The organism is Verrucomicrobiia bacterium, from assembly GCA_019634635.1.
Classification (GTDB): domain Bacteria; phylum Verrucomicrobiota; class Verrucomicrobiia; order Limisphaerales; family UBA9464; genus UBA9464.
In genome coordinates, this window is the sequence record JAHCBB010000004.1 from 70,061 (window position 1) to 96,889 (window position 26,829).

Genomic DNA, 26,829 nt, shown 5'->3' on the forward strand with positions numbered 1-26,829 from the left:
GTCAGTGCGTCGGAATTCCGGCCGGCAGGGCGGTCGTGGCCGGGGGCGCCTCGGGAGCGCGCCGGAACCGCTGGCCGAGATCATCCAGCACCGAATACATCACCGGCGTCACCAGCAGCGTGAGCAGCAGCGCGAGCGACTGCCCGCCGATGACCACGATGGCGATGGAGCGGCGTTCGTCCGAGCCGGGCCCGGTCCCCAGCGCCAGGGGCAGCATGCCGGCGACCAGGGCCAGGGTGGTCATCAGGATCGGACGCAGCCGGTCACGGTTGGCCTCCAGCAGCGCCGCATGGCGGTCAAGTCCCTTCCGCCGCAACTGGTTCGCGTGGTCAATCTGGAGAATGGCGTTCTTCTTCACCACGCCGAACAGCACGAGCAGCCCGAGCGCGGAATAGAGATTGAGCGTGTGATTCGTCGCCCAGAGGGAGAACAGGGCGAAGGGCACCGAAAGCGGCAGCGACAGGAGGATCGTGAACGGGTGGACCAGGCTCTCGTACTGCGCGGCCAGGATCATGTACATGAACACCACCGAAAGCGCGAAGGCCCAAAGGAACTCCCTGAAGGTCCGCTCCAGTTCGCGGCCGCGCCCCGCGACCCGGGTGGTGTAGCCGGGGGGCATGCGGAGCGCCTCGGTCTCCCGGCGCAGCACCACCAGACGGTCCGCGAGGGCATATCCCGGCGCGATGCTGGAGCGCAGGCTCACCTGACGCTGGCGGTCCAGCCGGTCGATGCGGGAGGCGGCCTGGGTGGGCAGGAGATGGACCAGGTTGTCGAGGCGCACCAGTTGCCCGTTCTGGTCGGGGACGAACAGCCCGGCGATGACGTCGCCATCCAGGCGGTCCCCCTCGGTGAGGCGCAGCGTCACATCGTAGTCCTCGTTCATCCCGGGGTCCCGGAAGCGGGAGACCTGGTCGTCGCCTCCGACCATCAGCCGCAGGGCATCGGCAATGTTGGCCGTGGAGACGTTCAACGCGGCCGCACGGTCCCGATCAATCACCACCTGCAGCTCCGGCTTGTCGAGCCGGAGGGTTGTGTCCGCATCCTGGAGTCCCAGTTCCGGTGCCCGCGCGCGCAGGCCGTCGGCATAGGCCGCCAGCTGCTCCAGGTCGGGACCGAGGAAGGCGAAGTCAATGTCCCACCGGGATCCGCCGAAATTGAAGGACTGCACGTTGTTCACGCCGATGCGAAGGCCGAACCGCCTGAGCCGTTCCCGGACGTCCTGCATGACCTCCCGCTGGGTGCGGTTGCCCTGCCAGGACTGCTGGGGACGCAGCCGCAGGGTTTCCGCGAGCAATCGCGACCCCGTGAACCGGCGCTCCTCGAAGGGCACGAGCCGGACGAAGAGGCGCCCGGTGTTCACACTGCCCAGAAAGCCTCCGCCCGCGGTGGCAAGGACCGTGGCCACACCGGGCGTGCGGGCGACCTCGTCCTCGATCTCGCGCAGGGCGGCGTTCATGGAGGCCATGCTGGTCCCCTCGGGGGCCGTGACGCTGACCTCGAACTCGCCCTCGTCAATGTCGGTGGGCACGTACTCCTGGCGTACGAGGGCGTAGAGGGGCACGGAGGAGGCGACCACGAGGGCCGCGGTGGCGAGCAGCCAGCCCCGGTGGCGCAGGCAGCGGTCCAGCAGCGCCAGGTAGCTTCGCTCCATGGCGGCGTAGAATCGCGGCCGGCCGGACTCCGGCGTGGGCGTGGCACCGGGGCGGCGTCGGAGCAGCCGCGCGCTCATCATCGGCGTGAGGGTGAAGGACACCAGCAGGCTGACCAGCACCGCCACCGCCGCCGTGATGCCGAACTGGAACAGGAAGCGTCCCGACAGGCTCGACATGAAGGAGACCGGCACAAAGATCACCACCAGGCTCAGCGTCGTCGCCATGACCGCCAGTCCGATCTCCGCGGTTGCGAGGCGGGCGGCCTCGAACGGGGAATGCCCCTTCTCCTCGACGAACCGGTGGATGTTCTCAAGGACCACGATGGCATCATCAATCACGATGCCGACCATCAGGACGAGGGCGAGCATGGTGACGCTGTTCAACGTGAACTGCAGGGCCCACATCATGCCGAAGGTGGCGATGACCGAGGCGGGAATGGCCACGGAGGCGATCAGCGTGGACCGCCAGTCGCGCATGAACAGCAGCACCACCAGGCAGGCGAGGACCGAGCCCAGCACGAGGTGCACGTTGATCTCGTGCAGGGCCTGGTGGATGTAGCGCGACTGGTCGCGGATCACCTCGAACCGGACGTCAGGCGGGAGTTGCGCGGCGAGTGCCGGCAGCCGGGACTTCACGGCGTCAATGACCGCCACGGTGTTGGCCCCGGACTGGCGGCGCACCTCCAGGATGACTGCCGGTTCCCCGTTGAGGCGGGTTACCGAGCGCTGTTCCTTGGCGCCATCCTCGGCGCGGCCCACGTCCCGCAGGCGGATCGGGTCGCCATTCCGGTAGGCGATCACCAGGTCGTCAAATTCCGCCGCGCTCGTCATCCGGCCCGGAGTCCGCAGCGAGGACTCGCGGATGGCGCCCGTGACGTTGCCGCCCGGGATGTCCACATTCTGACGGTTGAGGGCGTCACGGACCGCGGTGACCGGCAGCCCGTAGGCGGCGAGGCGGCTGGCGTCGAGCCAAAGGTTCATGGCGCGCTCGGCGCCGCCCTCCACCTGCACCCCTCCGACCCCGGACGCGCGCTCGATCTGGACCTTGACCACCTTGTCGGCCAGTTCGGTGAGTTCCCGGAGCGGACGGGGGCCGGAAAGCGACAGGGTCAGGACCGGCGACTGGTCGTTGTCGAACTTGGAGATGACGGGGGGAAGCGCCTCGCGCGGCAGGCGACGGAGAACCGTGGCGACGCGGTCCCGGACGTCCTGGGTCGCGGTGTCAATGTCGCGGTCGAGCTCGAAGGTCACGAGCACCAGCGACATGCCGGGGCCCGAGATGGAGCGCAGCTCCGAGATGCCGGCCACCGTGTTGACGACCTCCTCGATCGGTCGCGACACCTGGGCTTCGACCTCGGCGGGCGAGGCGCCCGGCAGGGCGGTGCTCACCCGCACCGTGGGCAGGTCCACCGATGGAAGGCGGTCCACCCCCAGGCGCACATAGCCAGCCGCGCCCACGACCACGAGCGCAAGGATCAGCATCAGCGCAAAGACCGGCCTCCGGATGCAGACTTCAGCCAGTTTCTGCATGGACGCTCAGGAGTTCTTGCCGGGGACCGGCGCCGGCTCGGGGGGAGTGGCGACTTCCGTAGCGATCCGGACGGGGTCGCCGGTGCGCAGGCCACCGGGGCGACGGATGATGGACTCGCCCGGATCGAGCCCCGAGGTGACCTCCACCCAGCCATCCAGCCGCCGCCCGGTTTGCACCGGACGTTCCACCACACGGTTGGACACGACGACGAGGGCCTTTTCGCTGCCGGCGAACGTCGCCAGGGATTCCTCGGGGATGGCCAACGTGGGGCGGGCCTCCGCGAGGACGATTTCCGTCTTGGCCAGGGCGCCGGGCCGGAGGTGTCCCGGATTCGCCAGCTCGGCCTCCACCACGAGCATGCGGGTGCGTGCATCCAGGGCGGGACTGATGCGCAGGATCCGGCCATCGTAGCCCGTCGGATCCCCTTCCAGGCGGACGCGCACCGGCTGCCCTTCACGAATCTCCGCCGACTGACGTTCGGGAATCTCCAGCCGCAGGCGCAGGGGGTTGATCCGGACGATCCGGACCACCGGGCTGCCTGCCGCCAGGAACTCACCGAGATTCGTCAACCGCTGCTGGATCACCCCGTCAAACGGGGCGCGGACCTCGGTGTCCTGCAGGAACTGGCGCGCGATGTCATACTCGGCGCGGCGCTGCGCAAGGAGGGCCTGACGTTCGCGAACGTCCTGGAGGGTCGCTTCAAAGCGGTTCAGGGCCACTTCGTATTCCGCGGTGGCGCGCTCCAGTTCCGCCTCCGAGGCGATGCCCTGGTCCTGGAGCGCACGGGAACGATCGAGGCTGCGTCGCGCCTCCTCGAGCCTTGCCTGGGTTTCGCGGACGATGTTGATGCGGTTGGGATCCACGGTGTCGTCGTCGCCCTCCACGGGCAGCCCCAGCCGCGCCCGGGCCTGGCCCAGCAGGGCTGCGGACTGCTGCACCCGCAGTTCGTAGTCACGGGGCTCCACCTGGGCGAGGACGTCTCCGGCCCGCACCAGGCTGCCGACATCCACGGAGAGGGTCCGGACCCTGCCGGTCGTCCGGATCCCGACCGTGGCCTCATCCATGGCCACCAGGGATCCGAGGACGGCAAGCGTGCGCTCCATGGGCCGCAGTTCCGCTCCGGCGAGGGACACGGCGGTCGTTGGACGCGATGCGGCGGCGCCGGAGTCCGCAGCGTCGCGACGGCAGCCGGCGGCGAAGAGTCCGGCGGCCAGCACGGCCGGAATCCACAACGTTTGCGGACGGCTCGACGTCATGCGGGCTCTTGGAGCGACCGGGACACCATACCCGTGCCAGACGAAGGCGGCCTCGGGAGATTCATGGGGATCCGGCGGGGCGGTCGCCGGATGACGGCGTCCCGTCAAGAGGCGCCTGCCGGTCACGTCGGGCCTTCCAGACTTCGAACACGATGGGGAGCAGGCTTACGCCGATGATGCCCACCACCACGAGCTCGAAGTTTTTCTTCACCAGGGGGATGTTTCCGAAGTACCAGCCGACAGGCAATATGAGGCCGATCCAGAGGAGGGCCCCGAGGACGTTGAACGTCATGAAGCGCGAATAAGTCATCGCGCCCATCCCGGCGACGAACGGCGCGAAGGTGCGCACGATCGGGACGAAGCGCGCGAGCACCACCGTCTTGGGACCGTACTTTTCAAAGAAGGCGTGGGTGCGATCCAGGTACTCCCGGCGGATCAGCCGGGGAAACGACACCACCATCCAGTTCCCGGCGTACCGCCCGATCCAGTAGTTCACGGTATCCCCCAGGATGGCGGCCACCAGCATCAGCCCGCCGGCCAGCCAGACATTGAGTCCGGACTCCGGATTCGCCGCCACCGCCCCCACCGCGAAGAGCAGCGAATCGCCCGGCAGGAACGGGGTGATCACCAGTCCGGTCTCGCAGAAGATGATCAGGAACAGGATGCCGTAAATCCATGGGCCCTGCGATCGTGTCAACTCAAACAGGTGGTCGCTGAGGTGCAGCACGACATCGAGCGTCTGCTTGAGAAAGTCCATCACGGGGCGCGACGTTGCGGGAACTTCGCCTTGCCCGGCAAGCGGGTTGTCGGATTACTGGCCGCATGTTCGCCGCATTGCTTCATGGCCGCCGCCACCTGACGGTTGAGTCGCTGGAGGAGGCGGTCCTTGGCCCCGGCGAGGTGCGCGTCCGCGTCGCGGTGGCGCTGACGTGCGGCACGGACCTCAAGGTTTGGGACCGGGGGTACCATGCCCGCATGCTGCGGCCCCCTTGCCGGTTTGGACACGAGTTCGCCGGGGTGATCTGCGAGGTGACACCGGGAGCGGTCGGTTGGGCGCCCGGGGACCGGGTGGTGGCCGCCAACTCCGCGCCATGCGGCTGCTGTCCCGCCTGCCGGCGCGGTCAGGAAAACCTCTGCGACGACCTGGTGTTCCTCAACGGTGCCTACGCCGAGTCGCTCGTGATTCCCGCCCGCATCGTGGAGCGCAACCTCCTGCGATTGGGTGCGGGCACTGCGTTTCGCGACGCGGCGCTCACGGAACCGCTGGCGTGCGTGCTCCAGGGGCTCGACGACCTCCGCCTCCAGCCCGGGGAGCGGCTGCTGGTGGTGGGCGCCGGGCCGATCGGCCTTCTGGCCGCCGCCGTGGCCACGGACCTTGGCGCCGACGTGGCGATTGCCGGCCGGGGCGTCCGGCGCCTCGCGGCCGCCCGGCGCCTGGGGGTCGGGGCGGTGGTGAACGTCACGGGTCAGGACGACGTCGAGTGGGCGGTGAAGTCCACGCTCGAGGAGGCCCGGTTTGACGCGGTGTTCGAAGCCGTCGGCACCCCGGCCACCTGGGCGGCCTGCACCCGGCTCGCGAGGAAGGGCGGACGGGTGAACTGGTTTGGTGGATGCCCCGCCGACACGTCGGTGACGGTGGATACCGAATTGGTGCACTACTCGGCGCTGACCTTGATGGCGAGCTTTCACCACACGCCCCGGACGATCCGGCGGGCGCTCCAGATCCTGGAGGAGGGCCGCCTCCGAACCGCCGACCTCGTGGATGCCGAGGCGTCCCTTCGGGATCTGCCACGGGTCTTCGAATCCATGGCGTCCCCGGGCGGGGCGATCAAGACCGCGATCCAGGTGAATGGGGTCCCGGAGGCCAGTTGAGGGGCCCGACCGCCGGGCCCGGTTCAGCGCAGGAAAAAGTGACGGACAAAATCCGTGAAGTTGGCAATCAGCAGCGCGTTCGTGAAATCAATCAGAAAGGCCCCCACCAGCGGGACCACAATGAACGCCCGGGGAGCGAGGCCAAACTTGCGGGTGAGCACGTCCATGCACGCCAGCGCGTTGGCCGACGTGCCCAGCATGAAGCCGCAAAAGCCGCCGGCCATGATGGCGGCCTCGTAGTCGCGTCCCATGAGCCGGAAGGCGACCGTGACGGAAAGCAGCGCGACGAGAAGGACCTGGGCGATCAGCATCAGCAGCAGGGGCAGCGCCAGATGGGCCAGTTCCCACAGCTGCAGGGTCAGCAGTGCCATCACGATGAAGAAATAGAGGGAGACGCTGCCGATGGCGTCCATGGTCCGCTGGGAAATCCGGAAACAATGACAGTGGTCATCCAGATTTCTGAGGACCGCGGCCGCCAGCATGGCGCCGACGTAGGAGGGCAGGGTCATGCCGAGCCTCTGCAACCCGAGACTGATCAGGGTGCCGATGCCCATGGCAAGGGTGAGCGCGATGACGTTGTCCATGAGCGCCGAATGCGTCGCGGGTTCCTCGGGCTCCAGGGGTGTGGCCTGGGGCGGTGGGGAGGCGTCGCCCGCATAAACGATGGCCTCGGCGGCGGACAGTGAGGAGGTGGGATCCGTCATCGGACCCGGGGGCTTGAGTCCGTGTCGCCGGATCAGCCAGCCTCCGGAGTACCCCCCGATCAGGCCGCCGGCGACGATGCCGAACATGGCGGCGGCGACCCCGAGGGTGGAGGCGCCGGTGACCCCCATGTTCTCGAAGGTGCCTCCGAATGCGAGTGCCGTCGCGGGTCCGCCGGCCATGGACACCGATCCCGAGACCAGTCCCAGCAGCGGGTTGAGGGAGAACAGCCGCGCCAGCACCAGCCCGACGACGTTCTGGAGGATCACCGCGCCGGTGGCGAGCAGGAAGAACAGCAGCACCTGCGGTCCGCCCACCCGCAGCAGCCGCAGGCTCGCGCTCATGCCGATGGTGGTGAAAAACGCCACCATGATCACCTCGCGAAGCACGAGGTCCATTTCCAGGTTCACCACCCGGTCCCGGAGCGCCAGCGTGATCAGGGCGAACACCAGTCCACCGAGGACCGGTGCCGGGATGTGCAGGCGATCGAAGAGTGCCACCCGCCTTCGGAGCGACAGCCCCAGCACCACCCCGACGCCCGAAATGCCGAGGACCTGGATTGCGTTCAGTTTGATGGAGAGGACGTCCACAAGCCGGATCCGGCGGATCATGCCGCCGGGGAGTCAACCGCGGCGAGTGGAACAGGGCGGGCAGGCATTGTCCATGGACACCGCGGTTCCGACACGCCGACCGCCGTTCGGCGGGATGGTTCCGTTGCGATTGCCTCCGCGCCCGGGCGGCGCGTAGCCTGCGTCCCTCGCAGTCGCCGGCAGCCGGCCTGCGGGTTTGTGATGAGGACACTGTTTGATCTGACCGGGGAGTTGGCCGTGGTGATCGGCGGGACCGGTGTGCTGGGAGGGGCCATCGCCGAGGGCCTCGCTGCCGCCGGGGCTGCGGTGGCCGTGGTCGGCCGGAACGCCGACCGGGGCGAAGCCCGCGCCAACACCATTCGCGAACGGGGCGGAGAGGCGATGTTTGCCGCGGCGGATGCCCTCCACCGCGAGCAGTTGGCGGGGGCCAGGGATCGGATCGTCGCGGCCTTCGGGGAGCCGACCGTCCTGGTGAACGCCGCGGGAGGCAACGACCTGAAGGTGACCGTGACGGACACCCGGCCGTTTGAGGGCATCGCGCTGGAAGACTGGCGTGCGAATTTTGATCTCAATCTCGCCGGAGGTGTCCTGGTGCCCTGCCAGGTGTTCGGACCAGCCCTGTGCGCCGCCGGACACGGCAGCATTCTGAACATCGCCAGTGTCTCCGCGCATGTCCCCCTGTCCCGTGTGGTCGCGTATTCCGCGGCCAAAGCGGCGGTGCTGAGTATCACCCAGTTTCTGGCCCGCGAATGGGCGCCCCGCGGTGTCCGTGTCAATTCCATCACGCCGGGGTTTTTCCCGGCGGAGCAGAACCGTCGCCTGCTGTTCCAGGAGGATGGTTCTCCGACCGATCGGACGCGCGCGATCTGGGGCCACACTCCAATGGGGCGCTTCGGCACACCCGATGAGCTGGTCGGGGCGGCGATCTTCCTCGCCAGTCCGCGGGCGAGCTCGTTTGTCACGGGTGCCGACCTGCGCGTGGATGGCGGCTTTCTCGCTCAAACCATTTGATGGTCGTTCACACCATGACGGCATGCGCCTCTGACCCCAAGGGGCGTCCGGTGGCCCTGGTCACCGTCTGGGTCCTGCTGCTCGGACTTGGACTGGCCGGCGGATGTACCACATCTCCAGCCGGCGGTTGGGAGTCGCTCCGGGAGGGGATGACCTATTCCGAAGTCCAACACCGCGTGGGCCCCACGGATCCGGAGCTCAATGAAGCCTTGTTGGAGGCCCGGGAACAGCAACGGATCGCGGAACGCGAGCTCGCCGAAGTCCGGTCGCGGGCGAAGCTCTCCAGCGGGGCCGGCGGGGTGCTGCTGCCGCCGATGAAATCCGATTTGGAGGTGACCTCGGGTGGGCGACGACTGGTCTTCCGCGAGGGGCGTCTGGTCTTCTGGGCTCCCCGATAGTCCGGCGCGCCGCTCAACGGCGTCCTAGGCGCACATCCATCCACACCGCCAGGACGAGGACGAGTCCGCGGACGATGAATTTCGTCTCGGGGAGCACGCTCAGCAGGGTCATGCCATTCAGCAGGCTGGCCATGATCAGCGCACCGAACAGGGCGCCCAGGACGGTGCCGCGGCCACCCTTCAGCCGGGTCCCGCCGATGACGCACGCGGCGATGGCATCGAGTTCCATCAGGTCGCCCACCGTCGTGGTGGAGGCCCCGGCATAGGCGGTGGCCATGAACCCGGTGATGGCGACAATGGCTCCGAGCATGAGGAACGCGAGGGTCACTACGCGCTGCGTAGGTATGCCCGAGACGATGGCAGCCTCCTCGTTGCCGCCAATCGCATACAGGTAGCGTCCAAACGGCGTGTGCCGGGTCACGACGTGCACGGCAATGGCCACCGCGCAGAGGATGAGAAAGGCCAGGGGCAGACCCCGGTACTGGTTGCAAACGAGCACGACCAGCAGCACGCCCTGGGCGGCGACGAACAGCCGGAGGAACAGGGTTTCGAAGGCTTCGACGGCCACCCCGGCGGCCCGGCGGCGGCGACGCGCCCGCGCTTCAGTCCAGACGATCCCGGCGATCACCGCCGCCCCGAGGATCAACCCCGCAATGGGAGGCAGATAATAGGTGGTGAGCAGGGAATACAGATTGCTCTCGCCGCCGCGAACCACCGGGGTGGTGGCGCTGCCGATGGTCAGCCAGAACGCGCCGCGGAAGGCCAGCAGGGCCCCAAGGGTCACGATGAACGCCTGGATCCGGTTGCGGACGATGAACCAGCCCATGCCCAGGTAGAGCATCAGGCCGACGGCGAGGCTGAGCAGCAGGGCCGCCGGTGCCGGCCAGCCGTGCCGGAAGATCAGCACGCTCGCAATCCCCCCGGTCAGCCCGGCCCCGGCCCCCACCGACAGATCCGTGTGTCCCGGCAACAGGACCAGCAGCACCCCCACCGCGAGCGTCGCGGTGATGGACACCTCAATCATCAGCATCGAAAGGTTCCGCGGACTCAGGAACTGCGGCGAGAGCAGTGCAAAAAGTCCCCAGATCAGCGCCAGCATGGCCGGCAGCGCGAGGCTGCGCAGGATTGCAGGGTTGACCGGGGCGGGAGGGGCGGGAGGGGCGGAGGCCACCGCAGCGGGGGAGATCATGGGAGGCGTGGACCGGGAATCAGACCAGGTTTGGGGAATGTCCCATGGCCGCAGCCATGAGGGACTCGGGATCGAAGTCGTCCAGCGTGAACGTGCCGCCCGGGGTCCCGTCGTGAAGCATCAGGATCCGGTCGCTCATGCCCATGAGCTCGGGGAGTTCGCTGGAGACCAGCACCACGGCACAGCCCTCGGCCGTCAACCGGTTGATCCAGTGGTACACTTCGAGTTTCGCACCGACGTCAATGCCGCGGGTGGGCTCGTCGAGAAGGACCACGCGCGGCTCGGTCATCAGCGCCTTGCCGAGGACGACCTTCTGCTGGTTGCCGCCGGAAAGGCCGGCCACCCCGGTGTCGAGTCCGGGCGCCTTCACCCGGAGGGCTTCAAAATAATGCCGGTTCAACGGCGTCTCGAGCGCCTCGTCCACCAGCCCGTGACGCGTCACCCGATGCAGCGCGGACAACGAGAGGTTGTATCCGATCGTCCGGTCCATCAGCAGGCCGTAGCGCTTCCGGTCGTCGGTGACCAGGACCAGTCCCCGGCGAACCGACTCCCCCGGTGATGGCTCCGGATACGGCCTGCCGTGCAGGGCCACTTGCCCCGAGATGCGGTGGCCCCAGGCGCCGAAGAGGTGCAGGAGGGTCTCCGAACGTCCGGCACCCATCAGGCCGCCGATGCCCAGCACCTCTCCGGCGCGGACTTCGAAGTCCACCGCGCGCAACCGGGGCGGGGCGCCGGACGCCGGCGCCACGTGCAGATCCCGCACCTTGAGCAGGAGGTCGCCCACGGGCGCGGTGCGATCCCGTGGATACAGGTCGTGGATTTCGCGCCCGACCATGTGATGGATGACTTCCGGGATGGCGGCGCCTGCGGCGTCCAGGGTGGTGATGCTGGCGCCATCGCGCAGGATCGTGATGCGGTCGGCGATCGCCAGGACCTCGCCAAGCTTGTGCGAGATGTAGATGCAGCCGACGCCGTTGGCGCGCAGATCGCGCAGGATGCGCAACAGGATGTCCACCTCCGTTCCGGCGAGGGCGGCCGTTGGCTCGTCGAGAATCAGGATCCGGGAGCTCCGCGCGAGGGCCTTGACGATCTCCACCAACTGACGCTGGCCCACGCCCAGTTCCCCGACCGGGGTGACGGGATCGAGGTCAATGGCAAATCGCTCCAGAAGGCGTGCCGCCTCCACCTGCGCCGTGTCCCAGTCCACCCAGGGGCCGCGTCGGGGCTCGTGTCCGAGGAAGATGTTCTCGGCGACCGACAGGCCGTCCACGAGCGCCAGTTCCTGGTGAATCACCGCAAGACCGGCCGCCTCGGCGTCGCGCGACGACTCAAAACGGACCTCGCGGCCGTCCACGAGGATGGTTCCCTCGTAGGTTCCCGCCGGGTGCAGTCCGGACAGGGTCTTGATCAGCGTGGACTTTCCAGCGCCATTCTCCCCGCAGAGGGCATGCACCTCCCCGGCGCGCAGGTCGAAGCTCACCCGATCCAGGGCGGTGACACCGGAGAACCGTTTGGTGAGATTGCGCGCTTCGAGCAGGGGCATGCCGCAACAGGGAGGCAGGTGGTGGCCGGACGTTTACTGGAAATCCTCCGCCCGGTGGAAGCCGTCCTTGACGACGGTATCCAGGAGGTTGGTCCGGTTCACCACAATGACCTCCTCCAGGATGCTCGGAACCTCCTTGAAGCCGTTGTCCACCGCCCCGTTGGCGATCAACACCTCGCGGCGGGCCATGGCCACGGCAGCCGCCGCCGCCCGGGCGGCGAGGCGGCTGAGCGGCTTGTAGATCGTCATGGCCTGGGTGCCCCGGTGGATCCTCTGGACGGCTGCCAGTTCGGCGTCCTGACCGGTCACCAGGACCTTTCCGGCCAGCCCCTCCTCGGTCAGCGCCTGGATGGCCCCGCCCGCGGTCCCGTCGTTGGAGGCGAGGATGGCGTCAATGCCCCGGCCGCGGGCGGTGATGGCCGCGTTCACGATCTTCTTCGCATTTTCCGGCTTCCAATCGAGCGCCCAGTCCTCAAACACCACCTCGAATTCGCCCCGGTCCACCAGCGGCTGCAGGACCTGGTCCTGCCCGGCTTTGAACAGCGCTGCGTTATTGTCAGTTTTCGACCCGTAGATCCTCGCAATACGCGCCCGACGTCCGCGAAGCTGATCCACGAGGTACTGCGCCTGCAGTTGACCCACGCGCACGTTGTCGAAGCTCACGTACAGGTCCACGTCGCTGTCGCGGATGAGGCGGTCGTAGGCGATCACCGGAATGCCCGCCGCCTTGGAGGCGCGAACCGCCTTGGCCATGGCTTCGCCGTTGTGCGGTACGATGACCATCACCGCCACGCCGCTGCTGATCAGCGACTCCACATCCCGCATCTGGGCCGCGTCATCGGAGTTGGCCGATTGCACCAGCACCTCGGCCCCGAGCCGGGCGGCCTCCTCCACAAAGCGGTCGCGGTCCCGCTGCCAGCGCTCCTCCTTGAGGGTGTCCAGTGAGAGGCCGATGCGCACCCGGCCGGAAGCCCGGGCGTCCGCAGGGGTGCCGGCCCGGTCGCGACGGGCCAGGACCAGTCCGATCAGGACGCTCAGGATCAGCGAGCCGGTGACCAGCAGGATGCGGGGATTCATGACAGGTGGGTGGCGATGCGGTCAGGGAACACCGGGGCCGGCGATTGGGCCAAGTTGAAAAACCCGGCAGGCAATCTGTGGCACGGGCTGGTAGGGACGGGCTCCCGCGCGTCCGCGACTTCCTCCGTAGTGCGGGTGGAGTCGTCGCGGAGAACGGGGGAAGGGTTTGGCTATGGGGCTTCCCGCGTTCCCCATCGTCTGTGCACGGGCGCCGCGGAGTTGAAGTGGGTCGCGGTGGAACACGCCCCTACCAAGTGTGGGATGGGCTCCCGCACGTCCGCGACTTCCTCCGTAGTGCGGGTGGAGTCGTCGCGGAGAACGGGGGAAGGGTTTCGCTATGGGGCTTCCCGCGTTCCCCATCGTCTCTGCACGGGCGCCGCGGAGCTGAAGTGAATCCCTATCAGGTGCCTCGCGAAGCGCCAGATGCCAGCCAGCCACAGGCCCGGAATCTTGGCCAAATCGTTGCCCGATTGACTTTGGACTGGCAGGGAACCTGCACGACATTGCGGTGATCGTTCCCGCTCACACTTGAAAGTGGACACTTTATAAATAGTTTACAATGAATCGCTTGCGAATTTGCTTCTTGTTGCTTGTGCTTCCAATTGCGGGGTGGGCCGTCCTTCGCGCATCGAGCGCTGCAGGCGCGGCGGTGCCCGGCGTGGGGCCGATTGGCCTCGAAGGGTCCGATCTCGATGGCGATGGGCTGCCGGACCTGATCGAGATCCGGTTTGGCAGTGATCCGCGCGTCAAGGACACGGATGGCGATGGCTGGGATGACAAGGCGGAATTCGATGCCGGCACCGATCCCCGGGATCCGGAGAGTTTTCCGATTTTCACCCTGCCGGGTGTCGAGGGGATCGGATTTGACGGCGAGTTGCCATCGGCGCGGGACCGTCAGGTGCTGGCGGGTGAGTTGCTCGTGCTCCGGGCGCAGGCGTTCAGACCCTTCCTCCTGACCACCAACTTCGTGGTCATCACCAACGAGGTGGCATTTGGAGATCCGGTGGACACCGATGGTGACGGTGTGAATGACGGTTGCGACACGGATGGCGACGGGGTTGCTGACATTCAGGGTCGGTGTCCCGAGCCCGGGGACCTTCTGACCAACGAGGTGATCGTCACGAACTATGTGTCGTGGCAATGGTACCGGGATGGTGTTCCGCTGGAGGCGCAGACACTTCCGTCGCTGGTGGTGCATCGCGCGCGGATGGAGGACGTCGGGACCTACCGGCTCGAGGCGCAGTTGATCAACAGCCGCCAGATGGGGCGTCCGGTGAGGGTCGAGGTGCTGGACTTCCAGCGACGGGTGTGGGTGCCGCAGCCCAGGGGCGACATTTTCTCTTGGGGCCTGAACGAGTATGACCAGACCGATGTGCCGCTGGTGGCGACCCAGGTGGTGGCCGTGGCGGCAGGACTGGCCCATTCCGCCGTGCTCAAGGCCGACGGCTCGGTGGTGGTGTGGGGCTCCGGGGAATTTGGGCAGACCAATGTGCCCCCGGAGGCCACCAATCTCACCCACCTGGTGGCTGGGGCGGTCCAGACCTTCGGCCTGCGGGCAGACGGCACGGTGGTCGGCTGGGGCACCAATCAATTCAGCCAGCTGGATTTCCCGCCGGGTCTGAGCCAGGTCACCGCACTGGCGGCCGGCTACTTCCATGCGGCAGCGCTGCGACGCGACGGGACGGTCGTGTGCTGGGGTGACAATGGGCGCGGCCAGTGCAGCGTGCCGCAGGGACTCCGCGACGTGGTGGCGGTGACGGCCGGAGTTTTTCATACGGTGGCGCTCACGGCGGACGGCCGGGTGCACTGCTGGGGCAGCAATGACTTCGGCCAGTGCGACGTCCCTGAGGACCTTCCCGAAGTCGCGGGCATTGTGGCCGGCGGCAACCACACCGTGGCCGTGCTGCGCAACGGGACGCTGGTGGCGTGGGGCGACAATTTGTTCACCCAGTGCGACGTCCCGGAGGACCTGGGCAACGTGGTCCTCGTCGCGGCGGGGTACGGCTTCACGGCTGCGGTCCGGCCGGACGGTCGCGTGGTGTTGTTCGGATTTGAGCCGCCGGCGGTGCTCATCCCGCCGCCCGGGCTGACCAACCCGGTGCGGCTGGCCGCCGGTTACTTCCACACCGTGGCCATACAGGGTGAGGCCGACCAGGACACCGACGGGCTGGATGACCTTTTCGAACGTGCCGTCGGCACGGACCCGGTGTTGTGGGACACCGATGGCGATGGCATTGAGGACGGCATCGAGCTGGCGCTGGGCACGTCGCCGTTGTCTGCGGATACCGATGGCGATGGTCTGCCGGACCGGGTGGAACTGGAGAACGGCTTTGACCCGCTGGTCCCGACCGAGGCCCCGGACGGCTTCCTGGCGATTGCCCCCGGGGTGCAGCTGCGTGTGTTCGCCCTCGGCACGGGCACTTACCAGATGCAGACGTCGCCCGATGGCCTGACATGGGAGGACTTTGACGAGCCATTCGTGGCACCGCGTGGGGTTTCGTTCATCACCAATCGCGCCGACCTGCCGGCCACTGCGCTTGCGTTTCGACTGCTGCCGCTGGGCAACGGTGGCACTGGATCCGGAGGGGATCCGGAGGCGCCGCTCCTTCCGGGCATCGCCGGAACCATCGCTGTCTGGGGCAACAACGATCTGGGGCAACGGGATGTGCCGCTCGACGTCCATGGCGTCGTCAACATCGCCGCGGGTGCCTGGCATGGTCTGGCGGTCTCCGAGGGAGGCGTGGTGCGTGGCTGGGGCTTGAACTCGGACGGCCAATGCAATCCCCCGGCCGGACTCGAAGGCGTGACCGCGGTTTCCGGCGGCGGACATCACTCCCTGGCATTGCTGGAGGACGGTTCGGTGACGGGATGGGGACGCAACTCGTCCGGCCAAAGCCCTCCCCAGCTCGAAGGTCCCTTTGAGGCGATTGCTGCAGGCGGGTTGCACAGCGTGCTCCTCACGGTGGACGGTGTGGTGGTGGTCGTGGGCAACAACGCCCAGGGTCAGGCCGATGTGCCGGCAGCCCTTGGGCCCGCGGTGGGGATTGCGGCCGGTTGGTCGCATTCCGTGGCCCTCGATGCCGATGGACGGGTCTGGTGCTGGGGGGACAACCGGTTCGGGCAATCTGCCGTGCCGTCCGGACTGCCGCCAGCGTCCGCCGTGGCGGCGGGTAATGGGCACACGCTGGCCCTGCTCCGGGATGGCCGGGTGGCGTGCTGGGGGAACAATGAAGACGGCCAGTGCGTACCGCCGCCCGGCTTGTCCGGGGTGGTCTCGGTGACCGCAGGGTTCAACCGGAGCCTGGCACAGACGGCGGAGGGGCGGGTGATCGTCTGGGGGGAGGCGGCGGACTACTTGAACGGGGTGCTTGCCGGTTATCCGGTGGAGGGCCGCGTTGCCGCCGGCGGGTATCATGTGATGGCGCTCAAACTCCCCGAGGACAGTGATGGCGATTTGCTCGACGACGAGTTCGAGCGCCGCCTGGGTACGGATCCGTTCCTGCGCGACACCGACGGGGACGGCCTCGACGACGCCCTGGAGTTGCTCGCGGGATTCGATCCCACGGTTCCCACGGAGGCGGTGGATGGTACCGTCACTGCGTTCCCCGCCGTGGTGCTGCGCTACTTCACCCTGCCGCGCAACCGGTATCAGCTGGAGGTCGCGCCCAATCTGGGAGACTGGGGACGGATGGGCGGCCCGATCGAGGAACAACGCGGCTTCACCGAATGGGTCCTCCCGGCCGGAAATGAACCGCAATACTTCCGGCTGATCGCCCTGCCGTGAGCGGGCCCAAAAGTCCGGCACCATCCCCGGGTTGTTCCCGCGGGGGACCCCGGTGCATGGTCACCGGATGCGGACGGTCAAGACACCCTCGGCCATGCAGCGGATGGCAAGGTCCTGGCAACGTCAGGGACGCCGGGTCGGCCTTGTGCCGACCATGGGCGCCCTGCACAACGGGCATTCCCGCCTGATCCGGGAGGCACGTCGCCGGGTGGGACCATCCGGCATCGTGGTCGTGAGCGTCTACGTAAACCCCACCCAGTTCGGTCCCACCGAGGACCTGTCGCGGTATCCGCGGCATCCGGCGACGGATCGCCGCCGCTGTCGAGCCGAGGGGGTGGATGTCCTGTTCCTCCCGTCCGATGACGTGATGTATCCCGGGAAAACCGTGGGCCGGTACTCGACCTACGTGGTGGAGGAGCGGCTCTCCCGGGGCATGGAAGGGGTCTCGCGACCCGCCCATTTCCGGGGCGTGACCACCGTGGTCGCGAAGCTGTTTCATTGTGTCCAACCCGACGTTGCGGTCTTCGGGGCCAAGGACTGGCAGCAGGCGGCGGTGGTGCGGCGGATGACGGCGGATCTGAACTTCCCCGTGCGGATCGTCGTGGCCCCCACGCAGCGGGAACCCGACGGCCTGGCCTTGAGTTCGCGAAACGCCCACCTCACCTCGGCCGAACGCGCGGAGGCCACCGTCCTTTGGGAGGCGCTGGAATCCTGCCGCAAGGCGGTGCGTGACGCGAAGGGCCGCGTGCCGGCATCGGCTTTGGAGCGCGGCGTGCGCCGGCTGATCGCATCGAGACCCCGGGCGCGCCTCGATTACGTGGAGTTCTTCGATCCCGACACGCTCACCCCGGTGACCGCGGTGGGTCGCGACAGTCACATGGCCCTCGCGGTCCATCTGGGGCGGACCCGCTTGATTGACAATGGGGGGTTGTCGTGAGGCGACGGTGCGAACCTGGAATCCCCGGACGATCCGGCCAGGTGGCTGGAGCCGACCGGGCGGCTGCACGCTGAACCTCGCATGCACGACGCCTCGGAAACCCGGCCGACGACACTCCCGCGAGCGCCCGGATGGTTCCGGTTGGCGCTGGCATCCACGCTCGTCGGAGTGCTGTCCGGCGGGACGGCGGCGCTGTTTCGCATGGCGCTGGACTGGGCCGACCGTTCCCGCGACGCCTTCATCGGGTGGTCGCATGGATTTCCGGGCGTCGGCGTCCTCATGGTGGCCGGGACCGTTGCCACGCTGGCGGGGGGGGCGGCGTGGCTGGTCCGGCGGTTTGCCCCCGAGGCCGGGGGGAGCGGTGTGCCCCATGCGGAGGCGGTGGTCGGCGGCGAGCTGCCCCCGGCGCCGTTGAGACTGCTGCCGGTGAAATTCCTTGGCGGATGGATGGCGATTGGCGGCGGGCTGGCCCTGGGCCGGGAGGGGCCCAGCGTGCAGATGGGTGCCAGCCTGGCCGGCCTGCTCGGACGTCGGCTGGGATGGGGCGCGTCGGACCTGCGCGCCTTGATTGCCGCCGGTGCGGGTGCCGGCCTGGCCACGGCCTTCAACGCCCCGATGGCCGCCCTGGTGTTTGTGTTCGAGGAACTGACCCGTCGCTTCGATGCGCGGGTGGTGGTGGCGTCACTGGCTGCGATTGCGGGGGCCATCACCCTGTCGCGTGGTCTGCTGGGGGCGGCGCCGGATTTCAGCACGCCCGCACTGGCCTCCCCGGACCTGGGATCCGGCGTCCTGTTCGCGGGCGTCGGGTTGGCGGCCGGGGTTGCCGGCGTGGCCTACCAGTGGGCGATCCTGCGCGCACTCGCGCTGGCGGACCGGTGTGCCCGCTGGCCTGCATGGGCACCGGCGGTGCTGATCGGCTTCGGGGTGGGCGTCGTGGCGTGGTTTGCTCCCGGCTCGGTGGGTGGCGGGGATCCCCTGACGCAGCAGGCGCTTTCCGGTGTCACGGGCGGGACGGCCATCACGGCCATGACGGGTCTGTTCGTTTTTCGATTCCTGCTCGGCCCGGTGTGTTATGCGGCGGGGACTCCCGGGGGCATTTTTGCGCCGATGCTGGTGCTGGGCGCACAAATCGGCGCACTGCTGGCGGCGTCCTGCCCCGCCGGGTTGATTGTTGGCATCCCACCGGCGGCCGTTGCCGTGGTGGCCATGGCGGCCTTCTTCACCGCGGTCGTTCGTGCGCCACTCACGGGCATCCTGCTGGTGGCGGAACTCACCGGGAACCATTCGCTGTTGCTGCCGATGCTGGTCGGAGCCGTCACCGCATCCATTGTTCCCTCGATGCTGGGCGTCCGTCCCATCTACGACGTGCTCAAGGAACGCACCGTCCAGCGGGCCGGGAATTCTTTCGCAAGGGCGGCACCGCGCACGGCACCCACACCGTCGTCGAATTCCAAGTTGAGTTGACCTTCACCGACCTGCCGAGCGTTCGTGCCCAGTGCAGTTCCCGCCCCGGGGGCGTCGGGCCCGACTTTCGCGACTGGAGGGTTGGAAGCTGCATAAGCCTTTGGAGATCAGTACGTGCTCCCCGAAGGTCTGTGGCCATTCTCCACCGTGTGCAACTCGTAGCACACTTCGGAAGCTTGTGCTTGTGACGGCATTGGGCGGGATTTCATGCAGCGATTGGATTCCCCACCTTCCGAACGCCCAGCCTCTTGAAGTCCTTCACGTTCACCGTCGCGAATTCAGTCACGCCTTGCGAGGTCATGGTGAGGGCGGAGCGGGCGTCGCAGAGTTTGCGGAAGGCGAAGTCTGCGGCGCGGGCACGTTGCCAGAGGGTGTCGTGCAGCGGGCGACCTTCTGATGGGAAAACCGATGAGCTGCCAGCGCGGGTGCGTGCGGCAGCCCGACTTTCGCAACTGGAGAAGGGGAAGCGAGAGAATGGACCTGATTCTGAAGATTGGGGTGGAAGGTCTTCACTACAGGGCGGACCCCGGTAGCGGCTCGATGGCGCGGTGGGATGAAATGCGCGGAGGGGATTGCGGGGGAAGCCCCAGTCCGAGTTGAGCCAGCAGGAGTTTCTGGGTCTTATTGGGTGAGGTATAGCGTTGGAAAAGGAGGGTGCGTCCGTCGGTGGTCGGGAAGTGGACATCGAGCATCTGGAGGGCGGACCGTTGCTCGATCAGCGAACGGGGCGTCAGGCCTGGAGCCCATTTCGCCAACCGAGCCCGGAGGGACCCGGGAGTCGGGATTTGCCCGCTGTGCCGCCCGGGCACGGTGCCAAGGCGCCAGAGGGCTGGCGCACCATCCGGGGCGGGGGAGGACTTCTTCGAGTTGACGAACTACGGCTCCGACGCGGTGGACTTGGGCGCCCTTTGGTTCGCGGATGAGGCAGGTTGGGGCGCGGCACACCGACTTTCCGACTTGGCCAGGCATGCTGGCGAGGTCCCCGTTCTGCATCCCGGCGAGTCGCTGGTTTTTGTGCGCGAAAGCCGGGGGATTCCCGGTCAGACCGAGTTTCGGGCGTGGTGGAGGGAGGCGCGACTGGCCGATCGGTGCATTATCACCGCGCCTTGGGGCTTCGGCCTCAGCGCCAACCGGGACGAGTTGCGCTTGTGGCACGCCACCGCGGGCGTGACCAACCAACTGGATCGGGTTCCGCTGGGTGGCGCTGATCGCGGGGTGACCTTCACGAGCGCCGCCTCAACCGGCGCCTTCGGCGCGTTGAGCCGCGAGGGTGACGCGGAGGCCTTCCGCGCTGCGGTCGGTGGTGACGTCGGCTCTCCGGGTTCGGTCGGCAGTCCGGTGCCCCTCCGCGTGATACGAGCTCCGGCCGATGTGGAGACCGACGCTGGAGCCACCGCTGTCTTCAGGTTGGTGGCCCACGGCCTACCCCGGCCGCGGTTTCAGTGGTGCCGGGGTGCGAGTGACTTGCCGGGCGCCACGGCATCCATGCTGGTCCTCTCGAACGTCTCGCCTGCCTTGGACGGCGGCGTGTACACGGTGCGGCTCGAGAATGGCGTGGAGAGCCTCGTCACCGCCCCGGCCGCTCTCATCGTCAACCGGAAGGCGCGCTGCGCCACCATCGTGCGTCCGCCCGTCGACCTTGAGGTCACGCCGGGCCAGACGGCTTCGTTCGGTGTCGAGGTGCGCGGCTATCCGCTCCCGGAATTGCAGTGGCTTCACGATGGTGAAGCGATCCCCGGCGCGGCCAACGCCCTGCTTGAGATTCCGGATGTCACGCCGGGCCGCGCTGGCCGCTACACCGTGGAGGTGCGCAATCCGCTCTGCGCCGCCGCAGTCGCAGCCTCGCTTTCCGTGCTGCCGGCGCCCCGGCTGATCGTCGCCGAAGCCATGCTTTGCCCGTCCGCCAGCGCCGCGACGGCGGATCGCAACGACTGGTGGGAGCTGGTCAACGTGGACACACGTCCGGTGAACCTCCGCGGCTGGCGATTCGACGATCATCCCGGCGTGCTGGACGGAGCCTTCACCATCACGAATGACGTGTGGGTTCTGCCCGGAAGATCCGTCATCTTTGTCTCCGATCTGGATGCGGGCGCTTTTCGACGCTGGTGGGGCCCGACGAATCTGCCGTCGGATCTCCCGATTGTTTCGTACATTGGCAACGGCTTCGGCAACGACTTCACGGAATCCATCACGCGATGGAACTCGGCGGCGCGTGAAGACGCTGATTTCATCCTGGAGTTCGAATTGAGGGTTTGTCTTGAGTTTCCAGACCCCTGTCCCTGCGGTGCAAGCCGCTGGTACGATCCGGAGGACCCTGATGCCGAATTGGGGTTCAACTACAGCGTTGCGGGCGAGCGCGGCGCCTTCCGTGCCGCGTTGTCAGACGATGTGGGCTCGCCCGGCTGGCTGAGCAACGACGATCACCTCGGGCGGCCACAGCTTGCCATCGCCGGCGCTGGCGGCGGCCTTGAACTGACGTGGACTGCGCTGCTTGGCCGTGCTTATGAGGTGCAGCGCAGCAGTGCCCTGGTTCCTGCGGCGTGGAGCCCCATCGCACGTGTCACGGCTGCCACGGGTGCGGCGGGATACAGAGACACCCCGGTCGCGGCGACGGCGCTCCTTTACCGCGTCGTGCTGCTGCCCGTAGCACCATGATACGGGTGCGATTTCGGCGGCGGCGCGCGGGCGCGGCAGACGGCTTCACGCTGGTCGAGCTGCTCGTCGTCATCATCGTCGTCGGCGTGCTCGCGTCACTGCTTTTGCCCGTGATGGGCCGAGCAAAGATCTTGGCGCGGCAGGTGGAGTGTGCAGGACGCGTGCGGCAATGGACGCTGGCCCAGACGCTTTACGCCGTGGACAATGACGATCGGATCTCCCGGGAAAGCTTCGAGCCCAACGGCGTTTCGCTGAACACGTGGGGCGAGGTCACCCATCCCTTCGCACGCGACGTCTGGTACAATGCACTGGCCGTTCAGATGGGCGTGACACGTGCCGCCGAGTACGGGCTGCGGTCGGCGCGTCCCGGCTTTTACGGGCGCGCCAGGATCTTCCACTGTCCGCAGGCGCCGTTCCCGCGCCAGCGGCTGGAGGATCCGTCGGTGTTTTTTTCCTTGGCCATGAACTCAAAGCTCATCATGTGGCCGCACGCGACCGTCCGGATCACGCAGGTGCGAAGCCCTTCGGTCACGGTGGCGTTCCTGGAAAAACGCCTGAAGGATGACGCGCCTGCCGCTCCGGGCCAGGCGTCGGATCAGCTTGGGCAGCCCAGCACCTACGCCAACCGATTCGCAGCGCGCCATCGCGGTCGGGACAACCTCGCCTATATGGACGGTCACTTTGAGACCCGCCGCGGCCCCGAGATCATCACCAACGGCCTCGCCTACTAACCGCAGACCCGCCTCGTCTGGACCGTGGACCCGGACACCAATCCCAACCTGGACTGAGCCATGTGCGGGGCCGCCGGGATTCGCAGGTCATTTCCTGAAACCTGTTAGCGGCGTTTTCCCTGTAGCGGTTGAAGATACCCCTGCCTATGAAATCCACTCCCGTCGTAGGCCGTGCCGCCTTGGCCGGCCTCCTGCTGCACTCTTCTTGCATGTTTGCCGCCGTGTCCGCAGCAATGCCCCCAAGTATTCGCTTTGGGCGGCAGGGCTGGGCGGAACCAGATGGGACCATCAAGCTTCAATTGGACCAACCTCTGGGCGGTGACAATGGGAAAAATGGTTGGAGTCCTCAATCGGCGGCCCGCATGAAGATTCCGGAGGATCCGCTGCCAGTGCACTGGAGGTTCCGGGAGTCGGGGACCGCCGAGACACTGAGGGCCGTTGTCCATGCGCCCTCGGGATTTGTGGCGGTGGGGGGCGATGAAGTCGCTGTCATCCTGACATCGCCCGACGGCGAGCATTGGCTCCGACAGGAGGCGGGGGACGCCAGCGGACTCGCCGATGTGATTTTTGCCGGAGGTCGGTTTGTGGCCATTGGCGGTCAACGACCACGATTCCTTGATCATCCTTCGACGGCAACGATTCTGATTTCCTCCGATGGTATTGCATGGGAAAGGCAGGCGGTGCCCGTGACAAATGCACTGGTAAGCCTGGCCCACGGAAACGGGAAATTTGTGGCCGTCGGGATGCTGGGGACGCTTCTCTCCTCTCCGGACGGCATCCATTGGTCGGTGGGCACCAGTCCGACGCGATCGAGCATGGTTCAGGTCGCTTTCGGCGCTGGAAGGTTCATTGCCATCGGACACACGACCTTGCTCTGCTCCACCAATGGAGTGGAATGGGAGCTCCTTCGCAGCCCAAACGTTACGGAAGGGGGGTGGAAGTATGAAGAGGTTTCGTTTAGCAGTCCGGCGATTGTGCATGCCGCCGGCCGCTGGTTGTTCCGGGGGCGTCCGGGATTGGGAGACGCCGGGCAGAATCCTTGCCGCCTGCCCACATTGCAGGCGGCTGTGGTGTCCAGTGATGCGGAGAGTTGGTCGCCGGTGTGGTGGCATACGAGCTTGCGGCGGGTTTCCCGCCTGCGCCATCTGGGAGGAAAGTTCGTGGCGGTCGGCGGTGCGAATGACTATTGCGGTCATGCATTTGCGATCCAAGCCTCATCAGATGGACTCAACTGGTCGGAAGATCGGGTCGTAACTTCCGTCCCGTTTGACGGTACGGACTGGGATCTGCATGGTTACAATGACGTCGCCTGGGATGGGCATGCATACGTCGTTGTGGGCACGCAGGGACGGATCATTCACTCAGTGACCGAACCTGTGCCTCTGGAAATTGAACTGAATCTCGGGGTGCCACCCGAGTTGACCATCCGAGGACCAGCGGGCGAATTGATCGCGGTGGAGTTCAGCGATGATCCGACGCAGAATTGGTCGGCGTTGCCACTGAAATCTGCTGGTGAGTGGCCGGACGGAGTCGCCTGGGAAACCAGTCCCGCCAACCTTGAGCCCTACCCTTGGGTGATGGGCCGTCTGTTTCCCGCAGTTCTCGATCCCGTCGTGCGCATCGCCGTGCACGAATTGTCCAGTCTGCCCGGTGCCCGCTTCTACCGCGCCCGAACACTTTCCGCCACCGCCACCGCACATTTGTTGTTGCCAATTGACCATGGAACCGATCCTTGAGGGCAGCATCGCGATGGCTTTGCAACAATGGAAGTGACCTCCTGCTGGTTCGGGGGAAACTTAGGCCGCGTGGCCCCTGTGCCCTTCATCAGTGCAGGGATCAAAGTCTGAATGGCGTTGTTGGCCGGACGGTGCGTTTCGGCGAAGGACTCGAACCCAATCCGATGACCACTTATCGCGAGGTCGGGACAACAATGCGGGGCTTGCCGGAGTGAACGGACAGCGCGGCGCTGGGCCGGTTCACGGCCTGGGCCGCAATAGCATGCCCAGGTCCCGAGTAATCCCTGACAACCTGCGCAGGGCGCCAACGGCGATGACGCGTCGCGGTGCCCTCCATCCGATACCCTCGCACCGGGTCTGAAATCCGCTTTGACAACATCCGGTCCGAAACGCCTCCGAGCCCCGGGGGGCGCCACCGATCCTTCTCGTTCAGGAAAATCGCTCCCACTCCGCACCCGCGGGCCGTCACAAAAGGCCACCGCGCCCGGCAAATGGGAAAGTGTGTTAGTTTGTCGCAAGATATCAAAGGTTTAGGTGCGACCCTGTTGTTCCTCCCAGGCGCGGCTACGGCTTTCGCACCTTCAAAGCCATGAAAGTCGCACTCTATCATACTCTTGGCCGACTACCCGAACCGCCTCCTACCCACAAATTCTGCTGACGAAGTCGGTTCTGATTTCCTCAGATAGTGTATTTGGAACTGGCACTTCAATCAAGCGATCCGACTGCTTTGGGCGCAAGTCCCGATCGCTCCGCGAATCTCGGAGTTCACGAGAGGATTCGCTGAACCAATTGTCAAAGTTGCACGCCTGACCCCAGTGGCTTCCCCCCCCATGAATGAGGGTTTTAGTTCGTCGCCAGACATCGTTGGCTCTCCTCGAGCGGAAGCGCGGCCTTACCAAGTTTCCGGATGTGGCTCGTGATCGTTGTTCCACCGGCGGCGCGCCGCTTCGGAGGCTTCGGTCCACTTGGCGGTCTTGGCGTACTCAACATGCCCGTCGCAGAATGCCGCGTTGGCGCCGGCAGAGTGCATAGTACCGACCCTGAGAATTGGATGGCCGTCCAGCTTCGAATGCGGGTGGAGCAATCCCAAAAGATCTTCAGATGAATCGCCGATCGCAATCATCCCGAACGGCGATCGAATTCCCGAGGTTTTGACGCGCTGCACCGTGCCCTGCCACTCGACAGGACCAAGGCCCAGAGGGATGTCCGTCGGCGGCCTCAGCCGGGTTCCCAGTCCGTTATAACCATATCCATAGGGAAGCCAGCGTTGCCGCGTGCCCCCCGGATCCCGAAATGGAGCGTCACCCCAGCCCTTGGCCGGGCAGTGAAAAACGGAGGGTTGCCTCAACATCCGCAGGCTCTCAATCCGTCCTTCGTTATCCGTCGAATAGATGCTGGTCGAGACAAAGGGCGCCAGATAGAGTAAACCACGACCGGACATCCGTCCCGGGCCCTCCAGCATCACCCCTCCGAACGACGGAGGATCTCCTGGAAACTCTGGGAACTGGTCGATGTAGAGATTCAGCGCGACACCGAGTTGACGCAAGTTGTTCTTACATACCGCCGAATGCGCGGCCGCCCGGGCGCGTGCCAGGGCCGGCAGCAGTATGGCGGCTAGAACTCCGATAATCGCAACAACCACTAGCAATTCCACTTGGGAGAATGCCGACGACGATAGATGGAGGTCTCCATGTTTCCAAGGTTTCGGGGAAACTATCCAGTTTCTAGAAGGTTTCCTGAAGCAGCGGCAACAAAGGGTCAAAGGAGATCGACGAGCAGAAATTTGCGACATGCTTTGAGGAGCCTAGACAAACTGGCCATTCACGAAAGCTATGGAGTATCAACTGGAATTAAAATTAGTTGATGCGAGGGGCCGATTCTGGACTCGGGCGATTCTCGAATTACTGGGCAACGACAGAATTGAGCGACAGCCGCCCCGCCGTGATAACGCCCGTGACTTCCGACAACCGGAGCGCCTCCCCGAAGCCCGCGAATGTCGAACTGCGAAGCGGGGCGGCTGTTGGCTCCAGTGATCTTGTTGGGCCATGTCTCTTTCATCTCGTAGCCAGGGTCGTCACTAGCCATATCCACCAAGCACCGCAAACCGCAGACACGCCAAGTGCGACGCGGTCGACGAGCGGAAATCTTCGACGCTCCCGCAAGCGCACGAAAATCAGCATTCCCGCCACGAACATCGCAATCGGACCGACTACAAAATAGAGAATAAGCCAGCTAAATGGCACATCCGTCAACGACCCCGTGTTGCGGTAATGCTGGAAGACCGCCGCCGAAACCAACCAAGCCCCGGTAAGCGGCGCGAGTGACCATGACAAGATCGCAGAAGAGACGTTCGTCATTAAGTGGCCCAACAGTTTGATTGAGCAACGGCGGCGCGTCGCGATATTGATATCGCGACGATCCTGACTTTGGGCAACGTGTTGTCAACGTGAAAGTTATGCCGCGAGCGTGCTGGATATCAGGGCGCAGCCACGACGGGCATGGCGAGGTGCTGCCGTGAGATCAATATCACAATGGGCGAGAGATTCTCGAACAGGTTGGAAACGAGGCTGTTGGAGAAGTGGTTCGTCGGATATTGCGCCAGATCACGACGGCACCCTCCTCGGGGCGTCTCCGGGGACTCCGGCAACACCGTTGAAGCGATTTTTGCCACGGTCCCCAATTGTGGCGAGGGACAACTCCGA

Annotated in this window: 20 protein-coding genes; 9 read left to right on the forward strand and 11 right to left on the reverse strand. The window is 66.4% G+C overall.

What is annotated here, in order from left to right:
• Nucleotide 1: 1 nt before the first annotated feature.
• The 3 genes from KF791_04010 to KF791_04020 form a co-directional block, all read right to left on the reverse strand.
• Nucleotides 2–3,181 (reverse strand): efflux RND transporter permease subunit, encoded by a 3,180-nt coding sequence (locus KF791_04010; GenBank protein MBX3731741.1) that lies wholly within the window; start codon nucleotides 3,179–3,181, stop codon nucleotides 2–4.
• A gap of 6 nt (nucleotides 3,182–3,187) precedes the next feature.
• A complete protein-coding gene (locus KF791_04015; GenBank protein MBX3731742.1) occupies nucleotides 3,188–4,438 on the reverse strand; it encodes an efflux RND transporter periplasmic adaptor subunit in 1,251 nt (416 codons plus the stop codon).
• Between the two features lie 61 nt (nucleotides 4,439–4,499).
• Nucleotides 4,500–5,195, reverse strand: coding sequence for a DedA family protein (locus KF791_04020; protein MBX3731743.1), 696 nt, complete (start codon nucleotides 5,193–5,195; stop codon nucleotides 4,500–4,502).
• Between the two features lie 65 nt (nucleotides 5,196–5,260).
• Here KF791_04020 and KF791_04025 point away from each other — a divergent pair, with 65 nt between their 5' ends.
• Nucleotides 5,261–6,310 carry an alcohol dehydrogenase catalytic domain-containing protein gene (locus KF791_04025; GenBank protein ID MBX3731744.1) on the forward strand — a complete coding sequence of 350 codons (1,050 nt, stop codon included), beginning with the start codon at nucleotides 5,261–5,263 and terminating at the stop codon, nucleotides 6,308–6,310.
• Nucleotides 6,311–6,333: 23 nt separating this feature from the next.
• Here the strand turns inward: KF791_04025 and KF791_04030 are convergent, their stop codons facing one another.
• Entirely contained in the window at nucleotides 6,334–7,623 is a 1,290-nt protein-coding gene (locus tag KF791_04030) for a sodium/glutamate symporter (protein MBX3731745.1), read from the reverse strand.
• Nucleotides 7,624–7,803: 180 nt separating this feature from the next.
• On the opposite strand from KF791_04030, the gene KF791_04035 reads away from it, so the two are divergent.
• Together KF791_04035 and KF791_04040 are read left to right on the forward strand one after the other, a co-directional pair.
• Nucleotides 7,804–8,613 (forward strand): SDR family oxidoreductase, encoded by an 810-nt coding sequence (locus KF791_04035; GenBank protein MBX3731746.1) that lies wholly within the window; start codon nucleotides 7,804–7,806, stop codon nucleotides 8,611–8,613.
• A 14-nt stretch (nucleotides 8,614–8,627) separates the two neighbouring features.
• The gene (locus KF791_04040) at nucleotides 8,628–9,011 is read left to right on the forward strand and encodes a hypothetical protein (protein ID MBX3731747.1); all 384 of its coding nucleotides are present in this window, start codon (nucleotides 8,628–8,630) and stop codon (nucleotides 9,009–9,011) included.
• 13 nt (nucleotides 9,012–9,024) lie between these two features.
• On the opposite strand, the gene KF791_04045 is transcribed toward KF791_04040, so the two are convergent.
• The 3 genes from KF791_04045 to KF791_04055 form a co-directional block, all read right to left on the reverse strand.
• A complete protein-coding gene (locus tag KF791_04045; GenBank protein MBX3731748.1) occupies nucleotides 9,025–10,110 on the reverse strand; it encodes an ATPase in 1,086 nt (361 codons plus the stop codon).
• 109 nt (nucleotides 10,111–10,219) lie between these two features.
• Entirely contained in the window at nucleotides 10,220–11,743 is a 1,524-nt protein-coding gene (locus KF791_04050) for a sugar ABC transporter ATP-binding protein (protein ID MBX3731749.1), read from the reverse strand.
• 33 nt (nucleotides 11,744–11,776) lie between these two features.
• Nucleotides 11,777–12,820, reverse strand: a complete 1,044-nt coding sequence (locus tag KF791_04055) for a substrate-binding domain-containing protein (GenBank protein MBX3731750.1) — start codon at nucleotides 12,818–12,820, stop codon at nucleotides 11,777–11,779.
• Between the two features lie 586 nt (nucleotides 12,821–13,406).
• On the opposite strand from KF791_04055, the gene KF791_04060 reads away from it, so the two are divergent.
• From KF791_04060 to KF791_04070, 3 genes are all read left to right on the forward strand, one after another.
• Nucleotides 13,407–16,604 (forward strand): hypothetical protein, encoded by a 3,198-nt coding sequence (locus KF791_04060; protein MBX3731751.1) that lies wholly within the window; start codon nucleotides 13,407–13,409, stop codon nucleotides 16,602–16,604.
• Nucleotides 16,605–16,671: 67 nt separating this feature from the next.
• Nucleotides 16,672–17,541 carry a pantoate--beta-alanine ligase gene (gene panC / locus KF791_04065; GenBank protein ID MBX3731752.1) on the forward strand — a complete coding sequence of 290 codons (870 nt, stop codon included), beginning with the start codon at nucleotides 16,672–16,674 and terminating at the stop codon, nucleotides 17,539–17,541.
• Between the two features lie 81 nt (nucleotides 17,542–17,622).
• Nucleotides 17,623–19,005, forward strand: coding sequence for a ClC family H(+)/Cl(-) exchange transporter (locus KF791_04070; GenBank protein MBX3731753.1), 1,383 nt, complete (start codon nucleotides 17,623–17,625; stop codon nucleotides 19,003–19,005).
• 512 nt (nucleotides 19,006–19,517) lie between these two features.
• On the opposite strand, the gene KF791_04075 is transcribed toward KF791_04070, so the two are convergent.
• A complete protein-coding gene (locus tag KF791_04075; GenBank protein ID MBX3731754.1) occupies nucleotides 19,518–19,760 on the reverse strand; it encodes a hypothetical protein in 243 nt (80 codons plus the stop codon).
• Nucleotides 19,761–19,962: 202 nt separating this feature from the next.
• On the opposite strand from KF791_04075, the gene KF791_04080 reads away from it, so the two are divergent.
• The 3 genes from KF791_04080 (at nucleotide 19,963) to KF791_04090 (ending at nucleotide 24,127) form a co-directional block, all read left to right on the forward strand.
• Nucleotides 19,963–21,660 (forward strand): immunoglobulin domain-containing protein, encoded by a 1,698-nt coding sequence (locus KF791_04080; protein MBX3731755.1) that lies wholly within the window; start codon nucleotides 19,963–19,965, stop codon nucleotides 21,658–21,660.
• Nucleotides 21,657–22,391: a prepilin-type N-terminal cleavage/methylation domain-containing protein gene (locus tag KF791_04085; GenBank protein ID MBX3731756.1), complete on the forward strand. Its 735-nt coding sequence runs from the start codon at nucleotides 21,657–21,659 to the stop codon at nucleotides 22,389–22,391. Before KF791_04080 ends, KF791_04085 begins: the two co-directional genes overlap by 4 nt.
• Before the next feature lie 362 nt (nucleotides 22,392–22,753).
• A complete protein-coding gene (locus tag KF791_04090) occupies nucleotides 22,754–24,127 on the forward strand; it encodes a hypothetical protein (protein ID MBX3731757.1) in 1,374 nt (457 codons plus the stop codon).
• Between the two features lie 892 nt (nucleotides 24,128–25,019).
• On the opposite strand, the gene KF791_04095 is transcribed toward KF791_04090, so the two are convergent.
• From KF791_04095 to KF791_04105, 3 genes are all read right to left on the reverse strand, one after another.
• Nucleotides 25,020–25,919: a DUF1559 domain-containing protein gene (locus tag KF791_04095; GenBank protein MBX3731758.1), complete on the reverse strand. Its 900-nt coding sequence runs from the start codon at nucleotides 25,917–25,919 to the stop codon at nucleotides 25,020–25,022.
• A gap of 262 nt (nucleotides 25,920–26,181) precedes the next feature.
• Nucleotides 26,182–26,484 carry a hypothetical protein gene (locus KF791_04100; GenBank protein MBX3731759.1) on the reverse strand — a complete coding sequence of 101 codons (303 nt, stop codon included), beginning with the start codon at nucleotides 26,482–26,484 and terminating at the stop codon, nucleotides 26,182–26,184.
• A gap of 119 nt (nucleotides 26,485–26,603) precedes the next feature.
• Nucleotides 26,604–26,798 (reverse strand): hypothetical protein, encoded by a 195-nt coding sequence (locus KF791_04105; protein MBX3731760.1) that lies wholly within the window; start codon nucleotides 26,796–26,798, stop codon nucleotides 26,604–26,606.
• Between the last annotated feature and the right edge of the window lie 31 nt (nucleotides 26,799–26,829).

Bases quoted from the DNA above. Each gene is read 5' to 3' on its own strand.
- KF791_04010 (MBX3731741.1), bottom strand. From the start codon at position 3,181: ATGCAGAAACTGGCTGAAGTCTGCATCCGGAGGCCGGTCTTTGCGCTG.
- KF791_04015 (MBX3731742.1), bottom strand. From the start codon at position 4,438: ATGACGTCGAGCCGTCCGCAAACGTTGTGGATTCCGGCCGTGCTGGCC.
- KF791_04020 (MBX3731743.1), bottom strand. From the start codon at position 5,195: ATGGACTTTCTCAAGCAGACGCTCGATGTCGTGCTGCACCTCAGCGAC.
- KF791_04025 (MBX3731744.1), top strand. From the start codon at position 5,261: ATGTTCGCCGCATTGCTTCATGGCCGCCGCCACCTGACGGTTGAGTCG.
- KF791_04030 (MBX3731745.1), bottom strand. From the start codon at position 7,623: ATGATCCGCCGGATCCGGCTTGTGGACGTCCTCTCCATCAAACTGAAC.
- KF791_04035 (MBX3731746.1), top strand. From the start codon at position 7,804: ATGAGGACACTGTTTGATCTGACCGGGGAGTTGGCCGTGGTGATCGGC.
- KF791_04040 (MBX3731747.1), top strand. From the start codon at position 8,628: ATGACGGCATGCGCCTCTGACCCCAAGGGGCGTCCGGTGGCCCTGGTC.
- KF791_04045 (MBX3731748.1), bottom strand. From the start codon at position 10,110: ATGCTGGCGCTGATCTGGGGACTTTTTGCACTGCTCTCGCCGCAGTTC.
- KF791_04050 (MBX3731749.1), bottom strand. From the start codon at position 11,743: ATGCCCCTGCTCGAAGCGCGCAATCTCACCAAACGGTTCTCCGGTGTC.
- KF791_04055 (MBX3731750.1), bottom strand. From the start codon at position 12,820: ATGAATCCCCGCATCCTGCTGGTCACCGGCTCGCTGATCCTGAGCGTC.
- panC (MBX3731752.1), top strand. From the start codon at position 16,672: ATGCGGACGGTCAAGACACCCTCGGCCATGCAGCGGATGGCAAGGTCC.
- KF791_04070 (MBX3731753.1), top strand. From the start codon at position 17,623: ATGCACGACGCCTCGGAAACCCGGCCGACGACACTCCCGCGAGCGCCC.
- KF791_04085 (MBX3731756.1), top strand. From the start codon at position 21,657: ATGATACGGGTGCGATTTCGGCGGCGGCGCGCGGGCGCGGCAGACGGC.
- KF791_04090 (MBX3731757.1), top strand. From the start codon at position 22,754: ATGAAGATTCCGGAGGATCCGCTGCCAGTGCACTGGAGGTTCCGGGAG.
- KF791_04095 (MBX3731758.1), bottom strand. From the start codon at position 25,919: ATGTCGCAAATTTCTGCTCGTCGATCTCCTTTGACCCTTTGTTGCCGC.
- KF791_04100 (MBX3731759.1), bottom strand. From the start codon at position 26,484: ATGACGAACGTCTCTTCTGCGATCTTGTCATGGTCACTCGCGCCGCTT.